This is a genomic window from Bacteroides timonensis (assembly GCF_000513195.1).
Lineage (GTDB): Bacteria > Bacteroidota > Bacteroidia > Bacteroidales > Bacteroidaceae > Bacteroides > Bacteroides timonensis.
Genome location: NZ_CBVI010000118.1, coordinates 24415 through 50445 on the forward strand (window position 1 = coordinate 24415; position 26031 = coordinate 50445).

General features: G+C 42.5%; 23 protein-coding genes and 1 other RNA gene. 3 read left to right on the forward strand and 21 right to left on the reverse strand.

Translation table 11 applies throughout. The annotated features are described in order from the left end of the window. Positions 1-149: 149 nt before the first annotated feature. From BN161_RS21685 to BN161_RS21720, 8 genes are all read right to left on the reverse strand, one after another. On the reverse strand, positions 150-833 hold the full coding sequence (locus BN161_RS21685) for a DUF4858 domain-containing protein (RefSeq protein WP_044270190.1): 684 nt from the start codon (positions 831-833) through the stop codon (positions 150-152). A 12-nt stretch (positions 834-845) separates the two neighbouring features. Next, complete coding sequence (locus tag BN161_RS21690; RefSeq protein ID WP_007209683.1) at positions 846-1388, reverse strand: DUF4943 family protein; 543 nt, start codon at positions 1386-1388, stop codon at positions 846-848. An 18-nt stretch (positions 1389-1406) separates the two neighbouring features. Beyond that, entirely contained in the window at positions 1407-2537 is a 1131-nt protein-coding gene (locus BN161_RS21695) for an outer membrane beta-barrel protein (RefSeq protein ID WP_044270191.1), read from the reverse strand. Beyond that, positions 2524-3075, reverse strand: coding sequence for an RNA polymerase sigma factor (locus tag BN161_RS21700; RefSeq protein WP_007209685.1), 552 nt, complete (start codon positions 3073-3075; stop codon positions 2524-2526). The genes BN161_RS21695 and BN161_RS21700 overlap by 14 nt, the downstream gene beginning before the upstream one ends. A gap of 108 nt (positions 3076-3183) precedes the next feature. After that, a complete protein-coding gene (locus tag BN161_RS21705; protein WP_044270192.1) occupies positions 3184-3882 on the reverse strand; it encodes a hypothetical protein in 699 nt (232 codons plus the stop codon). Between the two features lie 6 nt (positions 3883-3888). Then, positions 3889-4599 (reverse strand): hypothetical protein, encoded by a 711-nt coding sequence (locus BN161_RS21710; protein ID WP_044270193.1) that lies wholly within the window; start codon positions 4597-4599, stop codon positions 3889-3891. Between the two features lie 104 nt (positions 4600-4703). Next, positions 4704-5552: a carboxylating nicotinate-nucleotide diphosphorylase gene (gene nadC / locus BN161_RS21715; RefSeq protein WP_044270194.1), complete on the reverse strand. Its 849-nt coding sequence runs from the start codon at positions 5550-5552 to the stop codon at positions 4704-4706. Then, positions 5545-5937: a DUF4783 domain-containing protein gene (locus tag BN161_RS21720; RefSeq protein ID WP_007209689.1), complete on the reverse strand. Its 393-nt coding sequence runs from the start codon at positions 5935-5937 to the stop codon at positions 5545-5547. Before BN161_RS21720 ends, nadC begins: the two co-directional genes overlap by 8 nt. Positions 5938-6031: 94 nt before the next feature. On the opposite strand from BN161_RS21720, the gene rlmH reads away from it, so the two are divergent. Further along, positions 6032-6505, forward strand: a complete 474-nt coding sequence (gene rlmH / locus BN161_RS21725) for a 23S rRNA (pseudouridine(1915)-N(3))-methyltransferase RlmH (RefSeq protein ID WP_033160743.1) — start codon at positions 6032-6034, stop codon at positions 6503-6505. A 9-nt stretch (positions 6506-6514) separates the two neighbouring features. Here the strand turns inward: rlmH and BN161_RS21730 are convergent, their stop codons facing one another. The 10 genes from BN161_RS21730 to BN161_RS21775 form a co-directional block, all read right to left on the reverse strand. Continuing rightward, positions 6515-9349, reverse strand: coding sequence for a bifunctional fucokinase/fucose-1-phosphate guanylyltransferase (locus BN161_RS21730; RefSeq protein WP_044270195.1), 2835 nt, complete (start codon positions 9347-9349; stop codon positions 6515-6517). A gap of 111 nt (positions 9350-9460) precedes the next feature. After that, positions 9461-9823, reverse strand: coding sequence for a MarR family winged helix-turn-helix transcriptional regulator (locus tag BN161_RS21735; protein ID WP_044270196.1), 363 nt, complete (start codon positions 9821-9823; stop codon positions 9461-9463). A gap of 35 nt (positions 9824-9858) precedes the next feature. Beyond that, positions 9859-12357, reverse strand: a complete 2499-nt coding sequence (locus BN161_RS21740) for an FAD-dependent oxidoreductase (RefSeq protein WP_044270197.1) — start codon at positions 12355-12357, stop codon at positions 9859-9861. 255 nt (positions 12358-12612) lie between these two features. Beyond that, on the reverse strand, positions 12613-13800 hold the full coding sequence (locus BN161_RS21745; protein ID WP_044270198.1) for a clostripain-related cysteine peptidase: 1188 nt from the start codon (positions 13798-13800) through the stop codon (positions 12613-12615). A gap of 55 nt (positions 13801-13855) precedes the next feature. Beyond that, on the reverse strand, positions 13856-14260 hold the full coding sequence (locus BN161_RS21750; protein ID WP_022210741.1) for a hypothetical protein: 405 nt from the start codon (positions 14258-14260) through the stop codon (positions 13856-13858). 196 nt (positions 14261-14456) lie between these two features. After that, positions 14457-15317: a sigma-70 family RNA polymerase sigma factor gene (locus BN161_RS21755; RefSeq protein ID WP_007209697.1), complete on the reverse strand. Its 861-nt coding sequence runs from the start codon at positions 15315-15317 to the stop codon at positions 14457-14459. A 188-nt stretch (positions 15318-15505) separates the two neighbouring features. Further along, positions 15506-17080 carry a trypsin-like peptidase domain-containing protein gene (locus tag BN161_RS21760; RefSeq protein WP_007216346.1) on the reverse strand — a complete coding sequence of 525 codons (1575 nt, stop codon included), beginning with the start codon at positions 17078-17080 and terminating at the stop codon, positions 15506-15508. Positions 17081-17424: 344 nt separating this feature from the next. Then, complete coding sequence (locus BN161_RS21765) at positions 17425-18759, reverse strand: transglutaminase-like domain-containing protein (RefSeq protein ID WP_044270199.1); 1335 nt, start codon at positions 18757-18759, stop codon at positions 17425-17427. Between the two features lie 58 nt (positions 18760-18817). Further along, a complete protein-coding gene (locus BN161_RS21770) occupies positions 18818-19984 on the reverse strand; it encodes a dipeptide epimerase (protein ID WP_044270200.1) in 1167 nt (388 codons plus the stop codon). 111 nt (positions 19985-20095) lie between these two features. Next, the gene (locus BN161_RS21775) at positions 20096-21298 is read right to left on the reverse strand and encodes a C40 family peptidase (RefSeq protein WP_044270201.1); all 1203 of its coding nucleotides are present in this window, start codon (positions 21296-21298) and stop codon (positions 20096-20098) included. Positions 21299-21618: 320 nt separating this feature from the next. Here BN161_RS21775 and rnpB point away from each other — a divergent pair. Continuing rightward, positions 21619-22020, forward strand: an RNA gene (gene rnpB / locus BN161_RS28275) — RNase P RNA component class A. Between the two features lie 111 nt (positions 22021-22131). Continuing rightward, a complete protein-coding gene (locus tag BN161_RS21780; RefSeq protein ID WP_007209704.1) occupies positions 22132-23448 on the forward strand; it encodes a YihY/virulence factor BrkB family protein in 1317 nt (438 codons plus the stop codon). Positions 23449-23528: 80 nt separating this feature from the next. Here the strand turns inward: BN161_RS21780 and BN161_RS21785 are convergent, their stop codons facing one another. From BN161_RS21785 to phoU, 3 genes are all read right to left on the reverse strand, one after another. Next, on the reverse strand, positions 23529-24065 hold the full coding sequence (locus BN161_RS21785) for a nitroreductase family protein (protein ID WP_044270203.1): 537 nt from the start codon (positions 24063-24065) through the stop codon (positions 23529-23531). A gap of 97 nt (positions 24066-24162) precedes the next feature. Beyond that, the gene (locus BN161_RS21790; protein ID WP_044270208.1) at positions 24163-24765 is read right to left on the reverse strand and encodes a riboflavin synthase; all 603 of its coding nucleotides are present in this window, start codon (positions 24763-24765) and stop codon (positions 24163-24165) included. A 425-nt stretch (positions 24766-25190) separates the two neighbouring features. Next, positions 25191-25886, reverse strand: a complete 696-nt coding sequence (phoU, locus tag BN161_RS21795) for a phosphate signaling complex protein PhoU (RefSeq protein ID WP_007209708.1) — start codon at positions 25884-25886, stop codon at positions 25191-25193. Positions 25887-26031 lie beyond the last annotated feature (145 nt).

A 26031-nucleotide genomic window follows, 5' to 3' on the forward strand; every position in this document is an offset into this window, starting at 1 on the left:
AACAAGAAAAAAGGGCGAAAGGTTCGGAAGAAAAGGCGATATGTCATAAAAACTACACCCGGAAATACGAATATACAATATACGCAGAACCGGGTGCACAAATTATACAATGAAGAATTAGACAATTATCCCTATCATAAATCTTTTCCTTAATTCTTAATCGCCTTGACAGGTTCTTTACCCCGCACCGTTACCGAGTCCCCGTATGCACGCAACACTTCCAGCGTACGGGCACGGCGCTTACGCCCCTTGACGTTCCAGAATTCTTTTGTAAAAGGTGCCATAAAATCACCGGAGAAGCCAGAACCGCCACTGGCACCCTGCCAGCTCCCTACGGCCATATTATTGGCCCGTTCCGTTACGCGGTAGCGCATTCCGGTTGCCTCTATTTCATCTATACTTTTCCGGAGACCTTTATCTAAAGGACTCTTTGCCCAATCGGAATAAATGCGAAGTATTTTAAGTTCATAGAAAGGATCCCCTCGCCACGTGTCCTTATCTATTTTAATCTTCTTCTGATACACCGGGTCCCAATTGTACTTCGTAGTTGCAGTATACGGGCGCAAGGTAAGAACAACTTTCTTCTTCGGTGTATTTGGTATTTCGGGAAGTGTTGTGTTGAAATCCAGCCATTGTTTCTCCATCGATATCTGCTGTTTGCCCAGAGGTTCCTGTACTCCCATCTCTTTCAGAACTTCCGGATTCAGCTTAATCTCTCCTTCTCCATCCAGCAGACGGTGCAATCGCAGAGAGTCCTGAGGTGTCCAGTTCTGAGCGCAAACGGGAAGGACTACTACTAAAAGCAGTCCGATTATAGTGCAATATTTTCTCATTTATTTATTTTCTTACCACCACATATATCCGCTTCCACAAAGCGGTTCATCATAACAAGGGTCTATGGTCCACATCGTACGGGGGTATTTGCGGTTTTCCCACCAGCGGCGATAACGGGCGGAAGCATCCAGAACTTCATCATCCGATAAGAAGTAAATGCCTTCGTAATTCTCTGCATCCACATGTACCATTTTGCACCCCATCGAAGCATTCTGCCCCAGACGGATTGTTTCTACTGTCCACAAAATACACTCGCCTAAACGAAGCTTGCCACCTGCGGAATAAGAAACCGGAGCCAACGGGAAAGAAGGGATTACCGTTAAATCTTCGGCATACTTCAACAAGTCCCCTATGTCATCAACAGTAAACCGGGGAATAGTGTTCAGACCTTCCGGACTTTCGACAGAGTATTTTCCAGCTTTTAGTTGCTTGACGAATAAATCCACGTCAGGATTATTGTAGTCCAACGTCTCTTCCGTACATGATACAAAAGAAAGAGAAAAAAAGAATATCAAAATGGCCATTACGGCACGTATATTAGAAATTGCTTTCATTGTTGCATTGTATTAAGGTTAATATGTCATACGAACACCGCAAAGTAGATTAAGGTTCGTTGGACGCTCCGTTCGCAGCGTTTTTGTTTGCGAATCCGTATCAAAATGATGAGATACCGTAGGCTCTGCAAACAGAGCAATCCGGTCGTTCAACTTATAACGGACTCCCAGACCTGCCGCAATGGAAAGTTGTATAGGCTCTGCTCCAAAACCATTGTCCCCGGCTCCGGCTATGCATTTCTCGGCAGCACCACCCAATGTAGCGTAAAAGTCTACTTTAGAATTGCTTGCCAGCACCGCATTCAGTTTTACCGGAACAGCCAGTGTGTGTATCGTATGGTCTCCGTCAAGACGGTTGTATTGCAAACCTGCCTCCAGAGAAAAATGTTTGTTCAAACGACGTTCAGCAGAAACTCCTGCGGTGAACGGCATCCCGAAATCCCCCTTTGGCAACGCTGTACCTATACCTGCTTTGAAAGCCCATTTTTTAGCAGAACCACCCGCATTGGCAATGGGGAGCGCCTTATCGGAATCTGAGCCAAGCTCTGTATTTGTAGCTGCGGGATCAGTAGCCGTGGCACGATGATTATTTTCATTCCTTGATGAAGCTGTTTGACCATACATTCCGTTACCTTGGTGGTGATTGCCATATACGCGTTGGGAAATTGTAATGGAGACAGTGACTGATACAGTCTCTTCATCATCACCATTCGCAGCAAGTATGCCTCCGGATGATACTGGTACAGGATTCTTATGACCAGGATTTTGCGCTGTAGGTTTAGTCTCATGAATAGAGGGGAACTTTTCCTGCACCACATCTCCATTCAAGTTACCTTCCGGTGTCAGCGTAGCCACCTTGGTGAATGCTTCCTGAATCTCATCTTTCGGAGAGAAATACCAGAATGCAGCGGAAGCAGCTCCAAGCACTAATACTACAGAAGCAGCCGCAGCCACCCGGTAGAAGCGTGGAGTAAGGACGGAACGTTTCTGCTTCTGTCCGAAAGCAACAGCTGCAGAAGTATTGGTTGCATCGGTTCCAACTCTTGACAGGTCGCCTTTCAGCTCCTCCCAAAAGCCATCCCGCACCGTCATCTCTGCACCAGAGAGGCGACTGCGGAACAAACCGGTTATTTCATCATTTCCTTTCATACTCTGTATATTCTTTAATTCTTTTTGCTAACAAATTTTTGGCGCGATGCAGTTGCGAGGTGGATGAATGTACTTTAATCCCAAGCATTTCCGCTATCTCCTTGTGCGATTTCTCTTCAAACACGTACAAGTTGAAAACGGTTCGGCATCCATCGGGTAATTCTGCCACAAATGCCATCAACTGCTGTTCAGAGAGGCGGCTACCACTGTCGGCTATACTTGCCTCGTCGGGTATGTCGGGCAATTGTTCCTCGTTCACCACCAGCTGGGTGATGCGTTTCTGCTTTCGCAGATAATCTATTGCCTGTGTCACCATTACTCTTGTCACCCACGTTGCCAGTGCACATTCGCCCCGGAAAGTGAAATGGGTGAAGATTTTGATAAACCCATCGTGCAGTACGTCATGCGCGGCATCTTCATCGCCCGTATAGCGGTAGCATACCGCAAGCATCTGCTTGGAATAAAGGGTATACAATTCCTTACGTGCGGAATCCTTTCCTGCCCGGCAGCCCTCTATCAGTTCTATTTCATTTTCCAATGTCAGTGCTATTTTTTACGGACGCCTCTTCGCGTCGTTTGTTAGTTAGACGCAGCTTTCCGTAGAATGCTGCAATGTTATATCTAAAAAGAAGTTAAAGAATGGAGATTATTTATACTTTGCTTTCAATGTCTGTATTTGCTTGTCAAGCACCTCATCCAGTTCATCAAATTCTTCCCAGTATAAGAAGCCGGGTACCATTATGACAAAATTGACAAATTGATCATTACTTATAAGAAATGAGATTTGATCCAGCAGGTTATTGTTAGTTTTTAAAGCAAACTTAAAATTCCTGGACATGGCAAGTTTCATAATGACATCCGTTTTTGCTGCATAGTAATCACTGACATCTTTCTTCCGCCTTCCCAACTCAAAATAGGTTTGCAATACATCCTGCAACAAACGCTTGTCAGAAATATACTGCATCAACGAAGAACCTTTCAAGACATCCAATGCATCGGTTTTATAAGAGAGTTCACTCATATTATTGAAAAGCTTGTCATACTTACTTAAAGTATCCGCCGGTATTCGCGATATATCCATTTTATGCTCTATTAGCAAAGAACTCATGTTCCTGTCTATATCCAACAAGTGCTTTATATTGCGCAGTTCCTTTCTGTTATACTCCAATTCTTCCGTCACCAGTTGCATCGCGGCCCGCACCTCTTTTTGACGACTATGCTCCGTAACCTTATCGCTTCCCCAAAAGGTAACGATAATACCTGCCGCCACAATACTGAACTGACGGAAATAGTCTCCCAATCTCCAGCCTTTAATCGTAGACTTTATCTTATCTATATTTCCCATAAGTATTTATTTTGAACCATATTTCTGTTCAATGGTTTGAATCATCTTATCAATCTTTTGCTCTATACGTTCTTGATAGCCGGGAATAAAATATCCCTGTGGAATTTTCAAAAAGTTTCGCAACTTCCTATCTGAAAGATATATTTCCCATGCTTCCCATTTTCCCTCATTAACCGTATTTGTCTGTTCATCAGTCAAAGTCAAATAAAAGGGAATAGCCGCATCTTCCTTCATATCATAATACCCATTCATTGATATTTTGAATCCTTCTAATGCTTCATAAACATCAATCAATGAAAGCAAAAACTCTTTATCGGATATTTTCTGCATCAGCATAGAGTTCTTAAGTATGTCCAGCGCATTCCGGGTATAATAGAAACTGCGAATCTGCCCTATAGAATAACGAAATTGCTTCAGCGAATCTTCCGGTATCAGCCGAACATTCATATCATGTTCCACCAACAAAGCAGAAAGGCGCTCATCTGTGCTGAATTCAGACACAATACCTTCAAAGTTCTTCCGATTACTTTTCAGTTCATCCTTAATCAGCAACATAGTAGATTTAATATCCGCCTGTTCCGAACATCTGGTGACTAGTTCACTACCGACGAAAGTTATCAGCACACCAATTACAACAATGGAAGTTTGCCGCACATACTCGCCAGGCTTCCATTTTCTGATAGTAGTTTTTACTCTATTCCAATCTATCTTTTCCATACTTTCCAAGTATCTATGAAAAAAGCCTCTCATTAAGATTGCAAAATGATGGCAAACTTATGAGAGGCTTCCTGCTATTTCCTAAATACGGCCTTCCGCCCTTGTCAACATGCTTTAAAACTCATATCCAATCCTTTTACAGAATGGGTCAGAGCACCTACAGAGATAAAGTCCACGCCACATTCGGCATAGTCGCGCAGCGTATCGAACGTAATGCCACCCGAAGATTCGGTTTCATAACGACCGCCTACCATATCCACAGCCTTCTTTGTCATTTCAGGCGTGAAGTTGTCGAACATGATACGGTCTATGCCACCAAGATCAAGCACTTGTTGCAATTCATCGAAGTTACGTACTTCAATCTCTATCTTGAGGTCTTTTCCTTTTTCCTTGCAATATTCCTTGGCGCGATTAATAGCCTTGTCAATGCCTCCGGCAAAATCCACATGATTGTCTTTCAGCAAAATCATGTCGAACAGTCCGATACGATGATTTACACCACCGCCAATCTTTACAGCCATCTTCTCAAGAATACGCATACCGGGAGTGGTCTTACGGGTATCGAGCACACGCGTATTCGTACCTTTCAGTTTCTCGGCATATTTATGCGTCATGGTAGCAATGCCACTCATGCGTTGCATAATGTTCAGCATCAGGCGTTCTGTCTGCAACAGAGACTGCACCTTGCCTTCCACTATCATTGCTATATCGCCCGGCCTCACCTCAGCCCCATCATTGATGAAGACTTCTACCTTCATAGTAGGGTCGAAACGACGGAACACTTCTTTGGCAACCTCGATACCGGCCAGGATACCCGGCTCTTTTATCAAAAGTTTGGATTTACCCATCGCCGTAGCGGGGATGCACGAAAGGGTTGTATGGTCTCCGTCACCTATATCTTCTGCAAAGGCGAGATCTATCAGCCTGTCAATCAGTTCTTCTTCCTTATTCATTCGTTTTATCTATTCTTATTTGATGTATAACATATTTGTTCTGTACTTTTCTGAAGAAACAATTCACCCGAAAGTTTCCATTTGCGGTTCCCAAAGTGCCGATGATGAAACTTGATTCATCCCGTTTTCCTTCGTGATTCACATTGAAGCTACTGACTTTGTTCTCGGCAAAAAAATTAGCCATAGTTCCTTCTGCCGTTTGCTTGTCAGCATTGGTCGTGCGATTATGGATAATCAGATCCACTTTATCACCCAGATACCTGTTTAGTTCCTGAGAGTTTCCCTTCTTGAAGGCCACAACCACCCCCACAGGTACGTCCTGAGCAAAGATCGAGGACACCCATAAGAAGAGGCAGGTCAACAATAAAACTACTCGTTTTTTCATAATCACAAGTATTAATGATACGCAAAGGTAAGCATTTATTGTAAAATACAATAAAAAAGCGCTAATTTTGTGCACAAATCAGAATGTAAGCAGCATGAAAACAACATTACTCGTCGTAGGAAGAACTGTAGAACAGCACTTTATAACTGCCATTAATGACTATGTACAGCGTACCAAACGCTACTTATCCTTCGAAATGGAAGTTATCCCGGAATTGAAGAATACGAAAAGTCTTTCAATGGAAGTTCAGAAAGAAAAAGAAGGGGAATTGATATGCAAGGCATTCCAGCCGGGCGACGTGATTGTATTGCTGGACGAAGGGGGAAAAGAAATGCGCTCCATAGAGTTCGCAGACTATATGAAGCGCAAGATGAACACCGTAAATAAACGGCTTGTATTTGTTATCGGCGGACCGTATGGTTTCTCACCCAAAGTATATCAGGCAGCACATGAGAAAATGTCCCTTTCTAAAATGACTTTCTCGCATCAGATGGTGCGGCTGATTTTTGTAGAGCAGTTATACCGGGCCATGAATATACTCAATGGCGGTCCTTACCATCACGAATAACGGTCTTAATTAAGATCTTGACACCTGGAATCCTGTTCCCGACAACGTCATTTCTACAAATCGTGCACGAGGGTTCGGTACATCCTGCGTCAGTATCTCCCGGATGCGCAATGCAGCCTGCGGATCTTTCGCCACCATATACAAGTAACCTCCCCCACCTGCACCCGGCAGTTTATATCCCAGTGTGTAGTCTTTAATCTTATTGATAATTTCTTCTACCGCCGGAGGATTAGTACCACAATCCAGAGCTTTGTTCTGCATCCACGTTTTACCAATCAATGCGCCATAGGTTTCAAAGTCGTTCCTTTGAATGGTTTCTGCCATATCCAATGCATGCGCTTTCATATTTTCCAATATAGCCAAATGCGCAGATGAGTTTAGGAACATGGAGCGCACAATCTCTGCCAGGATACCTTTAGCTGTACGTGTAATTCCCGTATAATATAATAGATGGCAGTCACGATATTCAGGATGCGTAAAGAGATGTTCAGGCAACCAGTGTATTAACGGATTCTGTACAAACCCGGTTTCTGTTTGCAACAGTTTGATGCCTTGTAACACTCCGCCATACTGATCTTGCCAACCACCACCCGTTGTCAGTAACTGTTCCAGAGCAAGTGTACGACGGCATATTTCATTCTTATCCCACATCAAGCCACAGAAATCGCTCAAAGAGCCTAAAACCGTAGAAGCTAATATAGAACTGGTTCCCAAGCCCGATCCTGCAGGAATAGCAGACAATAAAGTAATCTCTATACCTGTGCCGAATGCCTGCAACTGTTTCTCCAACGAAGGATAAACCACTTCTGAAAACGCCGGACCAAAACCAGCCAATGTCAACGCTGCTTTCGGAATAGAGAAAGGAGAACCTATCTTACAGTAATCCTGCAACTCCTCGAAAGTATTCACTACTTCCATCGCTCCCATATCAATAGAACGCAACACAACGCGATATTCTTTGCAAGGTTTCACATAAACCTGCAAAGGAGGTTGTCCATTCAGTTCAATCGCCAGATTCACTACGTTTCCACCGGCAAAAAGAGAATATGGAGGAGTATCCGTCCAACCACCTGCAACATCAATACGCACGGGACTGCGCCCCCAAACAATCTGATCGCTGTATACATTCAGATATGGGCTGCTTTTCTTTTCATACAAATCAGAAAGTAATCCTTCGCGCAGTAATCCGAAAGCCTCTTTTTCATCATCCTTAAAGTCTTTTCCGTTCAGTTTATCTATCTGAGCCCGAAGCATCCGATTATGAATACGCTGCATCTGAGGTGCATCAGCCGGTAACACATCCGGTTTATCTATCTTCAAACAATGGAAATCTTCGGCAACATCAGCCAAATCTAACTGATAGAAGACACTCTTCTCATAATTGCGTGCCAGCAACTCCCAATTACCTTTCCGGAAACTCTCGCGCTGGGCATATAATTGACGTAAATCAGCTTTCGCTGAGATTTCATCGGCAGAAAGACGTTGACTGTTCAGCCAGATTTTCTTACCTTCTGTCAATCCCGGCTCCGAAGTCATCCAGCGAAGTACTTCGCCCATCTGCTCAACACCTTCTACCACAGGGAAGATTCCGGCAGCCTGTAAGTCATCTTTTCTTCCAGTTACATCATCCGGAGTCAGTCCACGCTCCGCCAACCAATTAGGGAAGGAAATCCCCAGATACAAAGTCTTTTCATCCCGGATATCTCCTTTAGATACATCATCGAAACCATACGGACGAACTGCCCAATGCTTCTTTGCAAGAGGCACAATATCTATACAAACTCCATCCGGTAATTCTAACGTCCAGTCATTTTCCGGTACTCCCGTAATGATTTGCCGGGAACCTATCTTCCATGATGCACCGACAAAGCTATTTTCAATCCAAAGGTTATCATTATTGGAAGAAAGAGAGATACCGACTTCTGCATTCTGTACAAATATTGCAGGATTGGGCTTTACTTTCCGGTGCATGATCTGACGCTGATCGTACACCCTATTTTGTAAAGTAACAGTTGAGGAAAGTAATTCACGACTCGTTCCGTAGTGGTAGAATTCTCCACCGGGTAATGGCAATATAGCTACAGACAGCCTATTCAACTCATCATCAGTAATGCGTGGATGATTACCAAGGGATAAGCCGAAATCTGAATACAAGTCATAGTACTTTAAATCAGAACCCGGACCATCTTTCTGCGAACGCTTCATCAATAGCTCTACAGCCCGATCACTCAGTAACCAGATTCCTATATCCATCAGGAAGAGATGGGTCTTTGAAAGATTCTCCAGTTCCTGCAATGACGGTTTCTGCAACATAAAATCCAATGCTTCCGGTTGTTTCCGATCAGAAACAAACACTCCATGATGCGTCGCTAATACCGGATCTACCCAAAGTCCGTAACATACCACATCTGCATCCGGTATGTCCTGTAAAGGTTTCTCAGCACGAATATACACATCTCCACTCGCAATCAAAGTACGCAGTTTTTCCGGTGCCCGTTCCATGATTTTCTCATAAAGTGGAACTTGCAAAGACAATAAATTCTGTCCCAACTTCTGTCCACGTGCCCAACGAAATACAGGTATCGGAGTTAATATTTTCCCAGAGGGAGCGTATCCAGGGAGGCGGCGGCTTTGTCCACCGGCATGCAGCAGAATACGTTTCTCTGTTGAGTGTTCTGTTTGTTGGTTTCTATACCATTCCCGCAGAAGCCAAGTGGTTCCTCCACCCGACCCCAGTTTCATCCCTATAGGGTCAGATGTACAAAACCATTCCGTACGGTCTACATTTTCTAATTCATAGAATGCCGACACAAGATTAGGCGGCAAGGATAATAATTTTTGCATATCCAATTGCTATAATGCTTAATATATTAGCTGCAAATTAAAGCAATCTTAAGCAAAATCCACGAAAAATTTTAATAATTTTGAAGATGGAGATAAAAATATCTCCATCTTCTATTTTTCCAGCAAACCCACTATTTGCTGTAAGAGTTCAGGCATCTCATGAGTAGTACTTTTGATCGCGGTGATTTGTTCTTTTCCTTCTGCAGTCAATGAAAAATGCATTTGGCGCTTATCCACTTTACCAATAATACGGGCTATTAACTTCTTTTCTTCGACAGAACGTATCAACTTGGAAGTACTAGAACAAGTTAATCCCAAGGCTTCTGCTATTTCCCCGGAAGTAAGCCGGGGAGTATTCAGAAGTGTACAGAGCAACATTCCTTCATTCAGCGAAAGATTGTATTGCTGCATAAATTGGGTTTCAAACTCAGCTATCGCCCGGTAAACATCACGTATCTTACATAAGTCTTCCATATATTTTTCTTCTTTATTTGTTAAATAACAAATAACTATATAAAAAGGTTGACATTGGCTTTATCTGCGCGCTCCATATAAGTTGCAACACCACCGATAGTTACCTCATCCAACAACTCTTCACGACAGATTCCCATCATGTCCATAGACATCTGACAAGCTATAAATTCTACTCCTTGGGCAAGCGCCTGCGAACGAAGTGATTCCAAAGAATCTACCCCTTTACGCTTCATTAAAAAGCGCATCATGCGACTTCCCATACCGAACATATTCATCTGAGACAATTTCAGTTTCAAAGAACTGGAAGGGAGCATCATACCGAACATCCTGCCGAAAATATCTTTCTTTACTTTCGGTTTCTGCATTTTTTTCAAAACATTTAATCCCCAGAAAGTGAAGAATACCGTAACTTTTTGTCCGGTTGCCGCAGCCCCGTTTGCCAATACAAAAGTAGCTAAAGCTTTATCCAAATCATCACTAAAAAGGATCAATGTTTTTCCCCTACCCGCTGCTACAGTTCCGGTGGAAGAAGGGCAGACCATATTCAAATTACCTTTTTCTATAACTACCGTATAACGTCCTTTATCCTCATGGCTTCCCACCAAACGATTACCCGTCGTATCACACCAGGCAGAAGCATCACGTGCAAATCCGGCATCAGTTGCCACAATCTCCACCTGTTCTCCCGGTTCAAGAGTATCCATTGCCTTCTTCACTTGCATGATAGGTCCCGGACATTGTAAACCACAGGCATTGATTTTCAATGGTTCTTTAGATGAACCTCCAGCTGATAATATAGAATCGGATTGCACAACAGTTCCCGAAGTTTCAGTAGAGCCAAAAGTTACGCGAGCATCAACTGAAGCATCCGCTATAGAAGGTACCGGTACCGGAGCAACCGCAGCAGAATACAGTTTATATCCTCCCGAAAGATTACGCACATTCTTATATCCATTTCCCATCAGAATACGTTGTGCCAGATATCCACGCAAACCCACAGCACAAAACAATACAACCGGCTTATCAATAGGAACTTCGAGCATACGCTCTCTTAAATCATCCAACGGAATATTAATTGCTCCCGGAATAGTTCCAAAAGAAAATTCTTCAGCCGTACGGGTATCTATTAACATTACTTCATTCTTATGCTGTACCAGTTCTCGCCAAGTTACGACAGGCATTGCACCACTGATAATATTAGAAGCAACATATCCGGCAATAGCAATAGGATCTTTTGCAGAAGAAAACGGAGGAGCGTAAGTATGTTCCGTTTCCATCAAGTCATATACCGTTCCACCACGTTTGATCAAGCCGGCAATCTGGTCAATGCGTTTGTCCACGCCCTCATAGCCAATACCCTGCGCACCATATAATTTTCCTGTGACAGGATGAAATGTCAATTTTAAAGTCAAGGGCAATGCATCCGGATAATACCCAGCATGAGAAGACGAATGAGTAACAGAACTTTGATATTCCATCTCCCATTGCTTCAGACGCTTAGCAGCAAGTCCCGTAGAAGCAACCGTCATATCAAATACTTTTGCGATGGAAGTACCGATAGCACCTTCGTAAGCAACCTTATTACCAAATACCATATTATCAGCCACAATACGTCCCTGACGATTAGCCGGATTTGCCAGATAATTCAACCACGGTTTCCCGGTCAATGGATGCGGATATTCAATGGCATCCCCTACAGCATAAATATCCTTTGCAGAAGTTTCCAAATATTCATTTACCCAGATACCACCTGCTTCACCTATCTTCAGTCCGGCTTGTTTAGCCAAAGCCGTCGCAGGGCGTACTCCGATAGAAAGCAATACCATATCTGCCGGAATCGTTTTTCCACTTTTCAAAAAGACGGTAATACCTTGTTCTGTACGCTGGAAATGAGTTACTCCTTCTTCCAGATAGAGCGACACACCTTTCTGTATCAAATGTTGATGAATAGGTGCAGCCATCGAAAAATCAATAGGCGCCATCACTTGATTACCCATTTCCACAACAGATACGGCAACTCCGGCATGATGCAAATTTTCTGCCATCTCCAGTCCAATAAAGCCCGCACCTACTACAACCGCGCGCTTTACGGAGTTTTCCGTAAGATAAGACTTTATATGATCGGTATCTTCAACATTACGGAGAGTGAAAATTCCTTCAGAATCGATACCTTCCAGTGGTGGTCGAACAGGTGTAGCACCCGGAGACAACAAAAGTTTATCATAGGTTTCTTCATATTCGCGACCGTCTGCAGTGCGAACAGTAATCGTTTTATCTTTAGGATGAATAGCAATAACTTCATTCTCCACACGTACATCTATACGAAAGCGTTGGCCGAAAGAAGTCGGCGTTTGCACCAGCAATTTCTCACGCTCTGCGATGACACCACCTATATAATAAGGCAAGCCGCAATTTGCATACGAAATGTATTTCCCTTTCTCAAATAAAAGAATATCAGATTTCTCATCAACTCTTCTTAAACGTGCTGCCGCCGTAGCTCCCCCGGCAACACCTCCAATAATTATATACTTCATACTTCTTTATTTTAGTTTTGATAGTGCAAAGAAAAGAATATTTTCTAAAATAAAATAATTTCCAATGGAAAATAATATTAAACCACAATATAACAACGCAATAACGCACATTAAATCCATTAGAAACATGTTACATATTCAAAGAGAGAAAGTTCATATACCCTTAATTTAAGTGTATGAGAAGAGCACAGGCATCCACTTTGAGGCTAACTCACAGACTCAAACACTACACTATCATATCTTAAAAAGAGAATGTCACCAGCCTAATGCAGCAAAGCCGGCAGATGTATACCACTCAGTAGAACGATATGCTTTATCAGTAACGGTATTAGATACTGAAGGGATATAGCAGGACACTCCATTAGTACCTTCCATAGAAAACATATCAGCATAAGCGGAATAATTCATAGAAGTAGTCGCCCAATATGCTACAGCTACATCAAAAGCCTGCCTCCATATTACATAAGCACTATCATCAGTGATTTTTTTCATCATATTTGCCATATCATAGTAACCTACAGCCCCCTCCCAACTAGAACGTTTATCATAATTAAAAATCAAACTGCGCAATTGTGCATTATCAACTACTCCAGATAACACCTGTTTCGTAGCTCTTGCCAGATCAACCAATTTATCTGTTCTCAGCGCACACACAGAGGCACCCGCTGTCCAATTGCTATTTGATAAGCCTTTACCTTCATTATATTTAGCCGCATAAGGTTCATAATAGGCCTTAGCAACATTCACTGCCGCATCCTCAGCAGAAAACATAGCAGGAACAACTGCATCATACGAAGCACCAGGACCTGGAATTTCAGTCGGAGAACCAATACAATAATCCGTATAATCACGCAACTCATAGGCAACCTCCACTGCTTGCATGAAACAAGCATCGAACAATATAAAATCAAAATGAGGAGCAGACTTTAATATCTCAACAAATTCAGAGATATTCATTCTGTTATCACCATTACCTTTATCCTGACCTACCCAACGAGTACCGGCGCGCAACGGATAAGGCAACCATCCATCACCATGTGACCAATAAACCAATCCATAACTGTCAGCCTGATATTTGGAATTCGAAAAGACTTTTGCAAAAACTTCCTGCGTTTCAGATACACCTACAGAGTTACGACTCCCATAAGTTTCCACCACCGTCTCCACTACCGATCCTTTTTCATTCTTCAGTTCAAGCAGACGAGGAGATTTACCATCATCTATATAAACCAGAAAATGTACATTGGAATCTTGAACTTTCGCCATACCCGCTTTCATCTCCGCTAAATCCAAAGAAGCAAATGAAGCAAGGGTATTATCCGCCGCAATATATGCAAGAATCGTACGAGTTCCTTTGAAAGACGTATCCGATTCCTCATGTTCACATGCAATCAGCAATGTAGAAAGACAAACCCACAAAAAGAAGTAAAGTTTCGTTTTCATGACTACGGTCTATTATTTAAGTAAATTCCTTAACCTCTTAAGGAAATAAAGCAAATTACTCTTCCGGCTTCTTGAATCGGAAAGCTTCAGGAGCAATAGGCATCAATACTATCGTTTTATTCTTCTTATACTTGCTCTTCACTTTTGCAGCCTCCTTTTCTAACTTCTTCTTGTTTTCAGAAAAGTAAATCATGCACGTATAATCAAGAGATTTCAAATCATATTCCAGATAATTCTTCAACTGATACGTATAAAGATCACGCTTAGGCAAGAAGCCACCCTTATCCAGCTTCACACTGTCCAATACCTGAATATCGGTAAAATACACCACTGTGTCGTTGAAAGAGGCAGCAACACCAAATGCATACACAGCTTTTTCTCCTTTACCCTTCTTGAATGAGAATGCCGAGCACACCATAAAAACTAAAGCTACAGCAAAAAGTATACGAACGTATTTCATAATCTGTTTTTTATTAATATTGTTGGCGACAAAGATAATGCAAACCGAGAGCAAAATAAAAAGAATTCATTCATTTTTTATGCTGAGATACAGCTTATCTTCACTTTTATAATAAGGATAACAAAAAAACCGGTGATCAGATCATGACCTACCGGTTTTTAATTCCTTCTATTTGTCGGAAATTGATATTTCTTACTTATCCTAAATAAGACTTGAGCAATTTACTACGATTACTTTGTCTTAATCTTCTAATTGCTTTTTCTTTAATCTGACGCACACGTTCACGGGTCAAACCGAATTTGTCGCCGATTTCTTCTAATGTCATTTCTTGTTGTCCGATACCGAAAAACATCTGTATGATTTCTTTTTCCCTATCGGTTAACGTAGAAAGTGCTCTATCAATTTCCCTCGCAAGAGACTCGTTCACCAAAGAGCGATCCGCCATAGGAGAGTCGTCGTTTACCAACACGTCCAGCAAGCTGTTGTCTTCTCCCTCTACGAAAGGTGCGTCCACCGAAATGTGGCGTCCGGATACCTTCAGTGTATCGGAGATTTTATCAACAGGGATTTCCAGTTCATCTGCCAACTCTTCGGGAGACGGGCGACGTTCGTTTTCCTGCTCAAACTTGGAGAATGCTTTGCTGATTTTATTCAGCGAGCCTACCTGGTTCAACGGAAGACGCACAATACGCGACTGCTCTGCCAAAGCTTGCAAAATGGACTGACGTATCCACCATACTGCATAACTGATGAACTTGAAACCACGTGTTTCATCGAACTTTTCGGCGGCCTTGATCAGTCCTAAATTACCCTCGTTAATCAAGTCGGGCAAACTCAAACCTTGGTTCTGGTACTGCTTGGCCACAGATACAACGAAACGCAGATTGGCACGTGTCAACTTCTCCAGTGCGATACGGTCACCCTTGCGGATGCGTTGAGCGAGCTCTACCTCTTCTTCGACAGTTATGAGGTCTTCGCGACCGATTTCCTGCAAATACTTGTCAAGAGAAGCGCTCTCTCTGTTAGTGATACTTTTTGTAATCTTTAGTTGTCTCATTCTTCTAAAACAGATTTGGGTTGCAAAGTTACGACAAATTATTTTGTTACAAGCAAACTTACCCTAACTTTTTTATCTTATTCACTATACAATATAAACAAAAAGAATGCCGACAAGTTAGTTGCCGACACCCTTTTTCTTCTTTGTTAGCTAATATTACAATCTTCTTACCTAAAAATCATACCTTATTATTCTTGAGTCAAATCTACCGCATAGTTAGCACGCTTACCTGACGGGAACATACCTGTAATAAAGAGTACTTGATCCGGAGATTTCGTAGCTTCCTTCATTACTTTTTCCAGGTCTTCTACAGTTCTCATCTGCACACCATTGGCTTTTAAGATGATGAAGCCTTTACGAATGCCGGCAGCTCCCATTTTACCACTGTTTACACCTGTCACTTCAAGGCCATAACCAAGATTCAATTGCTTCTTCAATTCATCAGGTATAGGACGGAAGGCTGCACCAAGGATATCCATTCCGGCATCTTTTACTACTTTCGTAGTACCTTGCTCGTTCTTCAGTGTCACTTCAACGGTCTTTTCCTTCTTATCACGTATCAATTTCACTTTTACCTTATCACCGGGGCGATGTTTTGCCAAAGCTTCCTGTAAATCGGCAAATTTATGAATAGGTTTATCATCAATACCGATGAGTACGTCATCAACCTTGATATCGGCACCTGCAGCAGAACTACCTTCAACGATTTCTCCTACTAAAAGACCGTCAACAACACCTGATTTTTCACGAGCTTCCTTTTTAAATTCACTCAGCTTCTTACCACTCTTATCTATCGCACGTTGAGTATCACCCGGTTCTTCTACAAGCGGAGTAACAGCAACACCCAGTTTCACACGTTGAACTGTACCAAATTGCTTCAAGTCAGCAACAACTTTCTTCATGATACTGGTAGGAATGGCAAAACCATAGCCCGTATTTGATCCCGTCGGGGAGAAAAGAGCAGCATTGATACCAATCAACTCACCACGTGCATTAACCAAGGCACCACCGCTGTTACCCTGATTGATAGCAGCATCAGTCTGGATGTATGATTCTATACTTTCAGTACCGGTCTGCTGACCCATTCCTAAAGAACGTGCCTTAGCACTGACAATACCCGCAGTTACCGTAGAAGTAAGATTAAACGGATTACCTACAGCAAGCACCCATTCACCGACTTTCAATGCATCGGAGTCACCTACCGGAATCGTAGGAAAGTCATCTCCCTCTATTTTAATCAAGGCAAGGTCCGTTACTTCATCCGTACCAATGATACGTCCTTTAAGCTGACGGTTGTCATTCAACGTCACACTGATTTCATCTGCACCTGCAATTACGTGATTGTTCGTTACGATATATCCATCTTTAGAGATGATAACGCCGGAACCAAAACCTGTACGTTCAGGGGTCTGTACCTGACGTCTTTGCGTACCGCCCCGACCACCGAAAAATTCACCGAAGAAATCAGAGAACGGATCTCTAACTTCTACTTCCTGAACTTTGGAAGATTGAGTAGAACGAATATGCACCACAGCATGAACTGAATTTTCTGCTGCTTGCGTCAAATCTACAGGTTGCGCATCAACGGCATTATAAGAGGCCAAACGTACGTTCGGATTTTGCTGGAACATTTCATTGAATGCACTGGTACTATCAGCAGGCATATTTTTTTGCAGCATCTTATAGGTGGTTAAACCTGCTACTCCTGAACTGAGAAGTACGATAGCTGCAACCCCGAGAATGTTTTTTGTTGTCTGTTTCATACTAATTTTCTATTCTTTTAATTGTTAATATTCAAGTTTCGTTTAACATTTCGACGTTAAAATAACGACAAAAATCGTTCACTTATTCCGCTTGTCACTCTTTTTTGTTCTCTTTTAACAGTGAACTTTTAGGGCTTAACAGCGGTTAACGGCAGAGCCTGACAATTTTACATTTATGCACGTTTACTGACGTGAAAATAAGGCAGATAGGTGTTAATAAGAAACAGACCGTCTATTCAATAAAAACAGATGATCTGTCAGAGGCAAACAGATGATCTGTTTACCCCAAACGCATCATCTGTTTGCCCTCAACAGATCATCTGTTTTCAGGAGGTGATATTTACTTAATTATCAAGGTATTCTATATCCATGTGATAATCCCACTTCGGGAAATAAAGATTGCCTCCCTCCCATTCCACTTCACCACGCTGAAAATCCACCGTTTCACTACGAGGATATTTTTTCTCGGGCATCAGTGGCATACCGTAATCGCTGTTCACTATCATACGCCAGGAGTCAATGCCACCCAGGAAGAAATATTCTTCATCCGCATTACGGGCAAAAGTAGGGATGCCAAATGATTGGTCTACAGGAACCCAGCCAATGCCTTCAAAATAGATTTCCGCCCAGTCGTGCAGGTTCCATGCTTTAGGATGCATCATAAAACCACTCTGGAAATGGGCAGGAATACCACTGATACGACAAAGCGTAATAAACAGCAAACTAACCTGACCACAATCACCTTTATGGTTATCTAATACGTATTCGGGAATATTTTCTATAGTAGAATATTCTCGGGCAGAAGCCCAAGGAAAGTTATCATTCACCCAACGGAAGATGCGTTTAGCTTTCAACAAAGGATTAGTTTCCCCAGCTGTCAATTTGGCAGCAAGTTCGCGCATACGTGGTGAGAAAATGACATGCTTCTCACGTTCAGCAGTATATTCCTTATATATAGAAGAAGTTGTATCATAGGGCTGAATATCTTTCGGTTTCAGATTATGCCATTCAGCATTAGCTGTATACTCAAAACTTTCAGAGAATACGGTTGGTTGATCTTGCACTGTACGTTTTTCCATGTAGAGAGTGCTATGAAGGCAATCCTGTGGGGATAAAGTATACTTGGATTCGCTGGCAGAGATGAATTTTACATCTTGCTGACGTGACTGGTCGGTACGTGGGTAAGGAAGCCAGCAACGGATGAGCTCTCCGGCAGGAACGGCATTACTGTCTACCGTGAGCGTATAGGTGACTCGCATTCGTTTGGGAGCAGTGATAGGATTACCACCCTTTTTCACACTTGCAATGATTTCGGGCAGATTCTCCATATTTACTTTTTCACTGCCACTGAAAGAGACACCATCTTTGGCAGCCTTTATCTGATAGCAGACAGAGTCTACACGGAATAAATTAGGTGCGGCATTACGGAAATAACGCTTCTCACCATCCAGAGTCATATACTCCAATGCTTTGGTGGCTTCCCATTGGCACATTTGCTCATCGGAAACATCAGGGATATACTTACGAATATACTCTTTCACTTCATCTTCCGTACGAGAGAAATCAGTGAGGAGGCGTTGGTGCAAATCATCTTCCCAAGTATAGGGCTTGCTTTCCGGTTTTGGAGTACAGGCAGTTACAAGGAGAAGCAAGGCAGCAGCATACAATACTTTTTTCATAATAAACTAATTTATAGATGATAATTGAGAACGGAAATTGAATTACGATTCAGTATCCTTACAGTTTCACAACTCCGATGCCAGGCAAATCAGGTAACGTGATCTTACCCTTTACGACCTCCATTCCCTTGAAACGGTCGTTGGCAATAAGCAGATTGCCATCCAAATCAGCAAAGTCAACCACAGGAGAAAACTGGGCAGCAGCAGAGCAAGCACAGGATGTTTCCGTCATACAGCCCACCATCACTTTCATACCCAAAGCACGTGCTAATGTCACCATTTTCCAGCCTTCACGCATACCGGTACATTTCATCAACTTGATATTGATGCCATGAAATGCACCTTTCAGACCGGCCACATCACTCAAACGCTGCAAAGATTCATCAGCAAAGATAGGCAACGGACTTTGTTGTGTCACCCAGGCAATATCATCCAACTGGGTTTTAGGCATCGGCTGCTCAATCATGACAATCCCTTTTTCTTTCAGCCATTGTATCATATCAATGGCATAATGCTTATCCGTCCAACCTTGATTGGCATCGACGGCAATAGGCAGGTCGGTCACCGAACGGATTGTTTCAATCATCTCTTTATCATTCTCACGCCCTAGCTTTACTTTGAGAATATTGAATTGTTCGGCACATTCCTTCGTTTTTTCCCGTACCACATCCGGCGTATCGATACCAATGGTAAAAGTGGTCGAAGGAGCTTTTTCCTTGTCCAATCCCCATATCCTATACCACGGAGCTCTCAGCAATTTGCCCACAAGATCGTGCAAAGCAATATCTACAGCAGCTTTAGCGGCGGCATCTCCCGGTGAAAGCTTATCTACATAAACCAGAATATCCTCCAATTGGAAAGGATCGGGAAACTGTCCGATGCTCTCCTGAACTTTTTTCAGGAAAGCCAATACACTTTCCATCGTACCCAGTTCTTTCTGTAAATAAGGCGGCATGGAAGCTTCACCATAACCGATAACACCATCGTATTCAATCTCTACTTGCACATCAGGAGTGGTAGTGCGTGAGTAAGTAGCCACTGTAAAAACATGACGTAACTTCAACTCATATGGAAAGAAGCGCAATTTCATCCTGGCATTCACACCACTTTTATTGATATTGAACAGCTTCGGAGCACTTTCTCCTCCAAACACATCATTGATAACCACACCGGAACCCAATGCGGCAAAAGCAGCTGTTTTCAGGAAATCTCTTCTGTTTTGCATAATATTTGTTTTTAAGTTAGAAGCTACGAGCTACGGAGCTACAGACTACAAGAGCTTTGCAGAATGAGAGCATTGCTACTTGTAGTCTGTAGCTTGTAGCTCATAACTTTATTATTTATAATAAGGATTCGTTTCCGTAGTATTCAAGGATGCTTCCTTATTTATATAAGGTAACACGCGCGTAGCAAACAGAAGGCGCCCGAGGTTATATTCATCAAAAAGCTCATCGGCAGAATCAAAACTGCTGACGTGTACATCACCTTGCGAGTGAATGAAACGTTTGTTCCCAATATACATTCCTACATGCACCACACGTTCTTTACGATCTGCTGTAGCTTTACGTCCGAAGAAGATCAAATCGCCCGGTTGCAGGTTACTGAAATCAGGAGCGATATCAATATGCTCGCCTACATACGCTTGCTGTGAAGCATCTCGGGGAATGATGATATCATGAATGAAAAGAATAGTACGCATAAAGCCACTGCAATCTATCCCTTTGGAAGAAGTGCCTGCCCAAAGATACGGAACTCCCATCAGCGTATGTGCCGTGCGAATAATGCTGGCAGCATCCTGTTTCAAAGCGGCACGCCATTTCTTTTCCGGCATGGAGATAGATTTGGAAATATAACCGGTCCGCCCGTCAGGATATGCAACCTTATAGAATGCACCTTTCGTTCCCTCCCACTTCAAGCGATTGCCTGCAACTACATCCGAAACAGTCTGCGAAGCCTGATTGGGTTCAGAATACACAAACCCATAATGAGAAGTCACCACAATCTTCTCGGCTGCGTTCCAGGCATGAAGCTCTTCTTTCGTTACCGGATGAATACCTACACGATGTACCCAAGCGATATAATTATCCGGTGTCTGAATGCGATACCAACCGTCGCGCTGTAATACGCGGACAGGCATTCCCATCAATCCCTGGGTCATCATTTCGGATGAGAAGTCAGGATCAACCCTAAGATTGGACACCGATACATTTATGATACCATAAGTTTTTCCTTCCAGTGAAGCCTCATCCGGCAACACCTGTAAGCAGTCCATTACTTGATAGGCAGCTTTCGACAGTCCGTTCAGTAATGCAGCTTTCGCCTCGGCCGAAGTAGTCACACCACGTAACATCACATTTTTACCGGAAAAGGAATAATCTACATCAAAGAGTGCTACCCGTTTATCAGGAGCATACTGACGCTTCAAGCTGTCGGACAACTGTGCTACATCCGCAGGAATAGTCCTGTCCCCGATTTCCGAAGCTACCGAATACAACGAAGCAAAAAGGAACAGAGATACGATAGGAATAAGTTTCTTCATTAGCTAAAATGATTTGGGGGTTATTAAGTGTTAGCAAAGTTAGAAATAATTTCTACTTTGGTTATATATTTTCAGGAATATTAAGAAAGTGTTTAAAAATAGAAGCTATCCGGAGGTTATCTACCCCGCATCCGGTCCGTGTCAGGTCCGTATCAGGTCCGTGTCTATAACTACGGAGAAGATACGGAGAAACTACGGAGGAGGTACGGACCGGATACGGAGATAGTACGGAGAAGATACGGAAAAAGCCCTCCCTTACACAAAAACTCTACAAGTTTCTGTGTCCGCTGGCATAAAAATCGTATCTTTGCCGGACAAAAGCAGTTGGTCGGTCTGTCGCTTGCGCTTCGGCGTATGAGGAAAGTCCGGGCAACATAGAGCATCCTACTTCCTAACAGAAAGCTGTCCGCGAGGGTAGAGTAACGTAGAAGAAAATAACCGCCGGTGTCCTTGGGCATGGGTAAGGGTGAGAAGGTAGGGTAAGAGCCTACCAGTCTTGTGGTGACACAAGGGCTGTGCGTCTTGGGAGTTGTAAGGTCATGTAAACCGACGCTATGAGAGCTGCTCGCTCCATGTCGGAGGGTAGACCGCTAAAGTCTGTATGGTGACATGCGGCTCAGATAAATGACAGACACTTTGCTGAATGAAGAATGATGAATGAATAATGAAGATTTCTTCCTGAAAACAGAGAACAGAACCCGGCTTACAGACCGACTGCTTTTTTTAATTTAAGAACTGAGAATGAGGAATGAAGAATTTCTGCATGATACAACAATTTGATAGAGTTCTCCGTTCTATATTCATAATTCTTCATTCCTAATTCTTCATTGATTATGAATAAACGTATTACTGCTCTTTGGAAATTTCTTACATACGACATCTGGCGTATTACAGAGGATGAAGTCACCAAAACGACTTTTTCCCTCTACAATATAATCAAAACCATTTATTTATGTATCAACCGCTTCACCAAGGACAGACTGGTAAACAATGCCTCTGCACTGACTTATAGCACTTTGCTTGCCATTGTCCCTATACTTGCCATATTATTTGCCATAGCACGTGGGTTCGGCTTCTCCAATCTGATGGAGAATCAGGTGCGAATGGGATTCGGAGGGCATAACCAGACCACAGAAGTCATCCTCCAATTCGTAGACTCTTATCTTTCTGAAACTAAAAGCGGCATATTTATCGGAGTAGGTTTAATTATGTTGCTATGGACGGTTATCAACCTGATCACCAATATTGAAATAACCTTCAACCGCATCTGGCAAATAAAAAAGGCACGAAGTATGTACCGTAAAATTACGGACTATTTCTCCATGTTCCTGCTGATGCCTATCTTGATTGTAATTTCGGGTGGTCTCTCCATCTTCATGAGCACAACACTGAAGTACATTGAAGACTTTGTACTACTTGCCCCTATCCTAAAATTTCTGATCCGCCTCATACCTTTTGCCCTGACCTGGTTCATGTTTACAGGACTATACATCTATATGCCGAATACTAAAGTGAAGTTCAAGCATGCGCTCATTGCCGGGGTTCTTGCAGGAACGGCACACCAGGCATTCCAGTTTCTATACATCAGTGGTCAATTGTGGGTATCGCGTTACAATGCTATTTATGGTAGCTTCGCCGCCCTTCCTCTATTCCTGCTATGGTTACAAATATCATGGACAATCTGCCTGTTTGGTGCAGAACTGACGTATGCGGGACAAAACATACGGAACTTCAGTTTTGACAAAGACACCAAAAATATCAGCCGGAGGTATCGGGATTTTGTGGCTATCCTTATCATGTCCCTCATTGCCAAAAGATTTGAGGAGAATGCAAAACCATATACAGCAGAAGAAATATCCGAAGAGTGTCAGATACCGATCCGGTTGACACACCAGATTCTATATGAGTTACAAGAAATAAATCTATTGCATGAAGTAGTGGACGAAAATAATGAAGATATCGGCTATCAACCCTCCATGGATATCAATAAGATGAACGTCGCACTGTTGTTAGACAGACTGGACACGCATGGTTCGGAGGATTTCAAAATAGATAAAGACAAGGAGTTCAGTGAACAATGGGAAGTATTAATGAATGCACGGGAAGAATATTATAAGAGTGCAAGCCATGTGCTACTGAAAGACCTTTAATTTAGAGGGTTAGTGATTAGTACCATGCGGTGTCATAGCGCAGTCTGTTAACCACTTATCACTAACCCTTTATCACAGAATCAGTATTTATTGTAAGAAACCACCTTTTCCTTCGGTTTCCTCGCCTTCTTTCTCTTCTCTTTTACAGAGTAGCCGATGGTGATAACCAATAGCAAGCGCTTAGAAGATGGAATACCGGTCAGCTTCTTAATCTCTTTCTCATCAAACCAGCCAAGAATACAAGAACCTAATCCCTCACTCTCGGCAGCTAAAGTGATATGAGCAGTGGCAATACCTATATCTATCAAGGGGAAATACTTATCCTTAATCTTTGCACCCAGAAATGAAGTGACATTCATCGATTCTTCCACAACCAGAATATGAACGGGGGCATCCTTAGCAAATTTATTCATCCCCAATCCGGCAGTAGCTTTGCCTACCTTAACGGAAAGTTCCGGATCATTGATTACGACAAACTTCCACGGTTGCACATTACAAGCCGATGGTGCCAGACGGGCAGCTTCCAGTATCCGTTCCAGTTTCTCGGGCTCTACAGGACGTGTCATATCATAAGCGCGGTCACTCTGACGGGAGGCTACTAATTGTAAAAAGTCCATTTGATATATGTTTTTATTGCACCACAGATTACACGGATAAACACTGATTATAAAAGGATAATATTTCTGTGCTATTTGTGTAATCTGTGGTGAACTATTATTTAAACTGGAGCATCCGGCTGATATATTTGCCGATAATGTCAAATTCAATGTTCACTACGCTATCAACTTTGATATCGTGAAAGTTGGTATATTCGAAAGTATAAGGAATGATAGCTACCTGGAAAGTATCGTCCGTTGGATTACACACCGTCAGACTAACACCATTCACCGTTACAGAGCCTTTGTCCACAGTAATGTATCCCCGCTTTGCCATCTCCTTATCGAAAGCATACCGGAAAGTGAAGTAATAACTTCCTTCGGCATCTTCTACACTGATACAGGTGGCAGTCTGATCTACATGCCCCTGCACAATATGTCCGTCGAGGCGACCGTTCATCATCATGCTGCGCTCTACATTCACCCTGTCTCCTACGCTCAGCAACCCGAGGTTGGAGCGCTCCAATGTTTCTTTCATGGCTGTAACCGTATAGGTATCCTCTGTCATGCTGACTACCGTGAGGCATACACCGTTATGAGATACACTCTGGTCTATCTTCAATTCATTTACAAATGAGCACTTGAACGTGAAGTGTACGTTCTCTTGTTCTTTTACTAATGCCACAAGAGTGGCACATTCTTCTACTATTCCGGAAAACATAATTCAGTTTACGATTTAATGATTTATAATTCCTTATTTGGAGAACACAAAGATAATGCAAATTGATCGCAGAATTTTCATGCTTACATGAAAAAGTTCTGCCGAGATGCAGCTTATCTTCTCCAAAGATACGAAATAAGGGGAATATAGGTACAAAAAAATGGAGCTTTTCACAAAGCCCCATTTTTCAGTTTTCAATAGGTATTAGTTTTTTTTAAGGTAAAAAGATTGTTTTCAGGATAACGCTGCAAATATAGCGGCTTTTCAGGTTACTTACCAAATTAAAAAACATGTCTTATAACATCTTTTTGAAATTTCTTTGGTTTTATTACCAATTATGCAGCCTTTCTACATCCGCAATCGTTTTCAATGGACAAATATATAGCATTTTTCTAACAAACGCTAAATTTTACCTAAAAAAGAACTCATTTCTTGCTTAAAGGATAATGTTCGTCCGTTTTTCCGCTATGTTTTAACACTTTCGCATCGATAAAGAAGACTATTTCTTCGGCAATGTTGGTAATATGGTCGCCGGAACGCTCCAACTTACGGAAGACACTTACCAGGTTCAGGCAAGGAAGAACACTGTCCGGATGTTTAGCAATATAACCTGCCAGAATCGTAGTAGCTTCAGCATTAATTTCATCCAACAAATTGTCTTTAGCAAAAACTGAAGTTGCCAGATCCTGACTTTCTTCCTGAAGAGCCTTTTTGGCAAGTTCCAGCATGGCAAGTACTTGCGCCTGCATTTCTTCCAGACGTAATTGCTTCAAAAGATCCGGATCGAGGACAGGCTCTTTACAGTTCAGCACGAAACGGGCTATACCTTCGGCAAAGTCCCCCAACCGTTCCAGGTTTGTATTGATCTTCAGCATGGCAAGCACAAAACGCAGATCAATGGCTACGGGATTGTACAGGGCAATAATATCTTCTACGTCACTGTCTATTTTCAATTCCAAGGCATTCACGCGACGTTCGCGCACCAACACTTGCTGCGCCAGTTCGCGGTCGAAGGTCAGGACCGCCTCCCCTGCCCGGTCGAGCTGGTTATACACTAAGGTCCACATTTCGTCTATTTCCTTTTTAAGTAAGACGAGTTCCGATTCGATAAACTTTACCATAAATTTCTATTTTAAGATTACTTGTATGATTAATTAGAGGAAGCCGGCGGTTCCTTTTTGTTTCTCCACAGGAGACCTTTTGTTTCATGATTTGAAACTGTTTGTTTCATGCCTTGAAACAATATATTTTGATGTAACTCTCTGA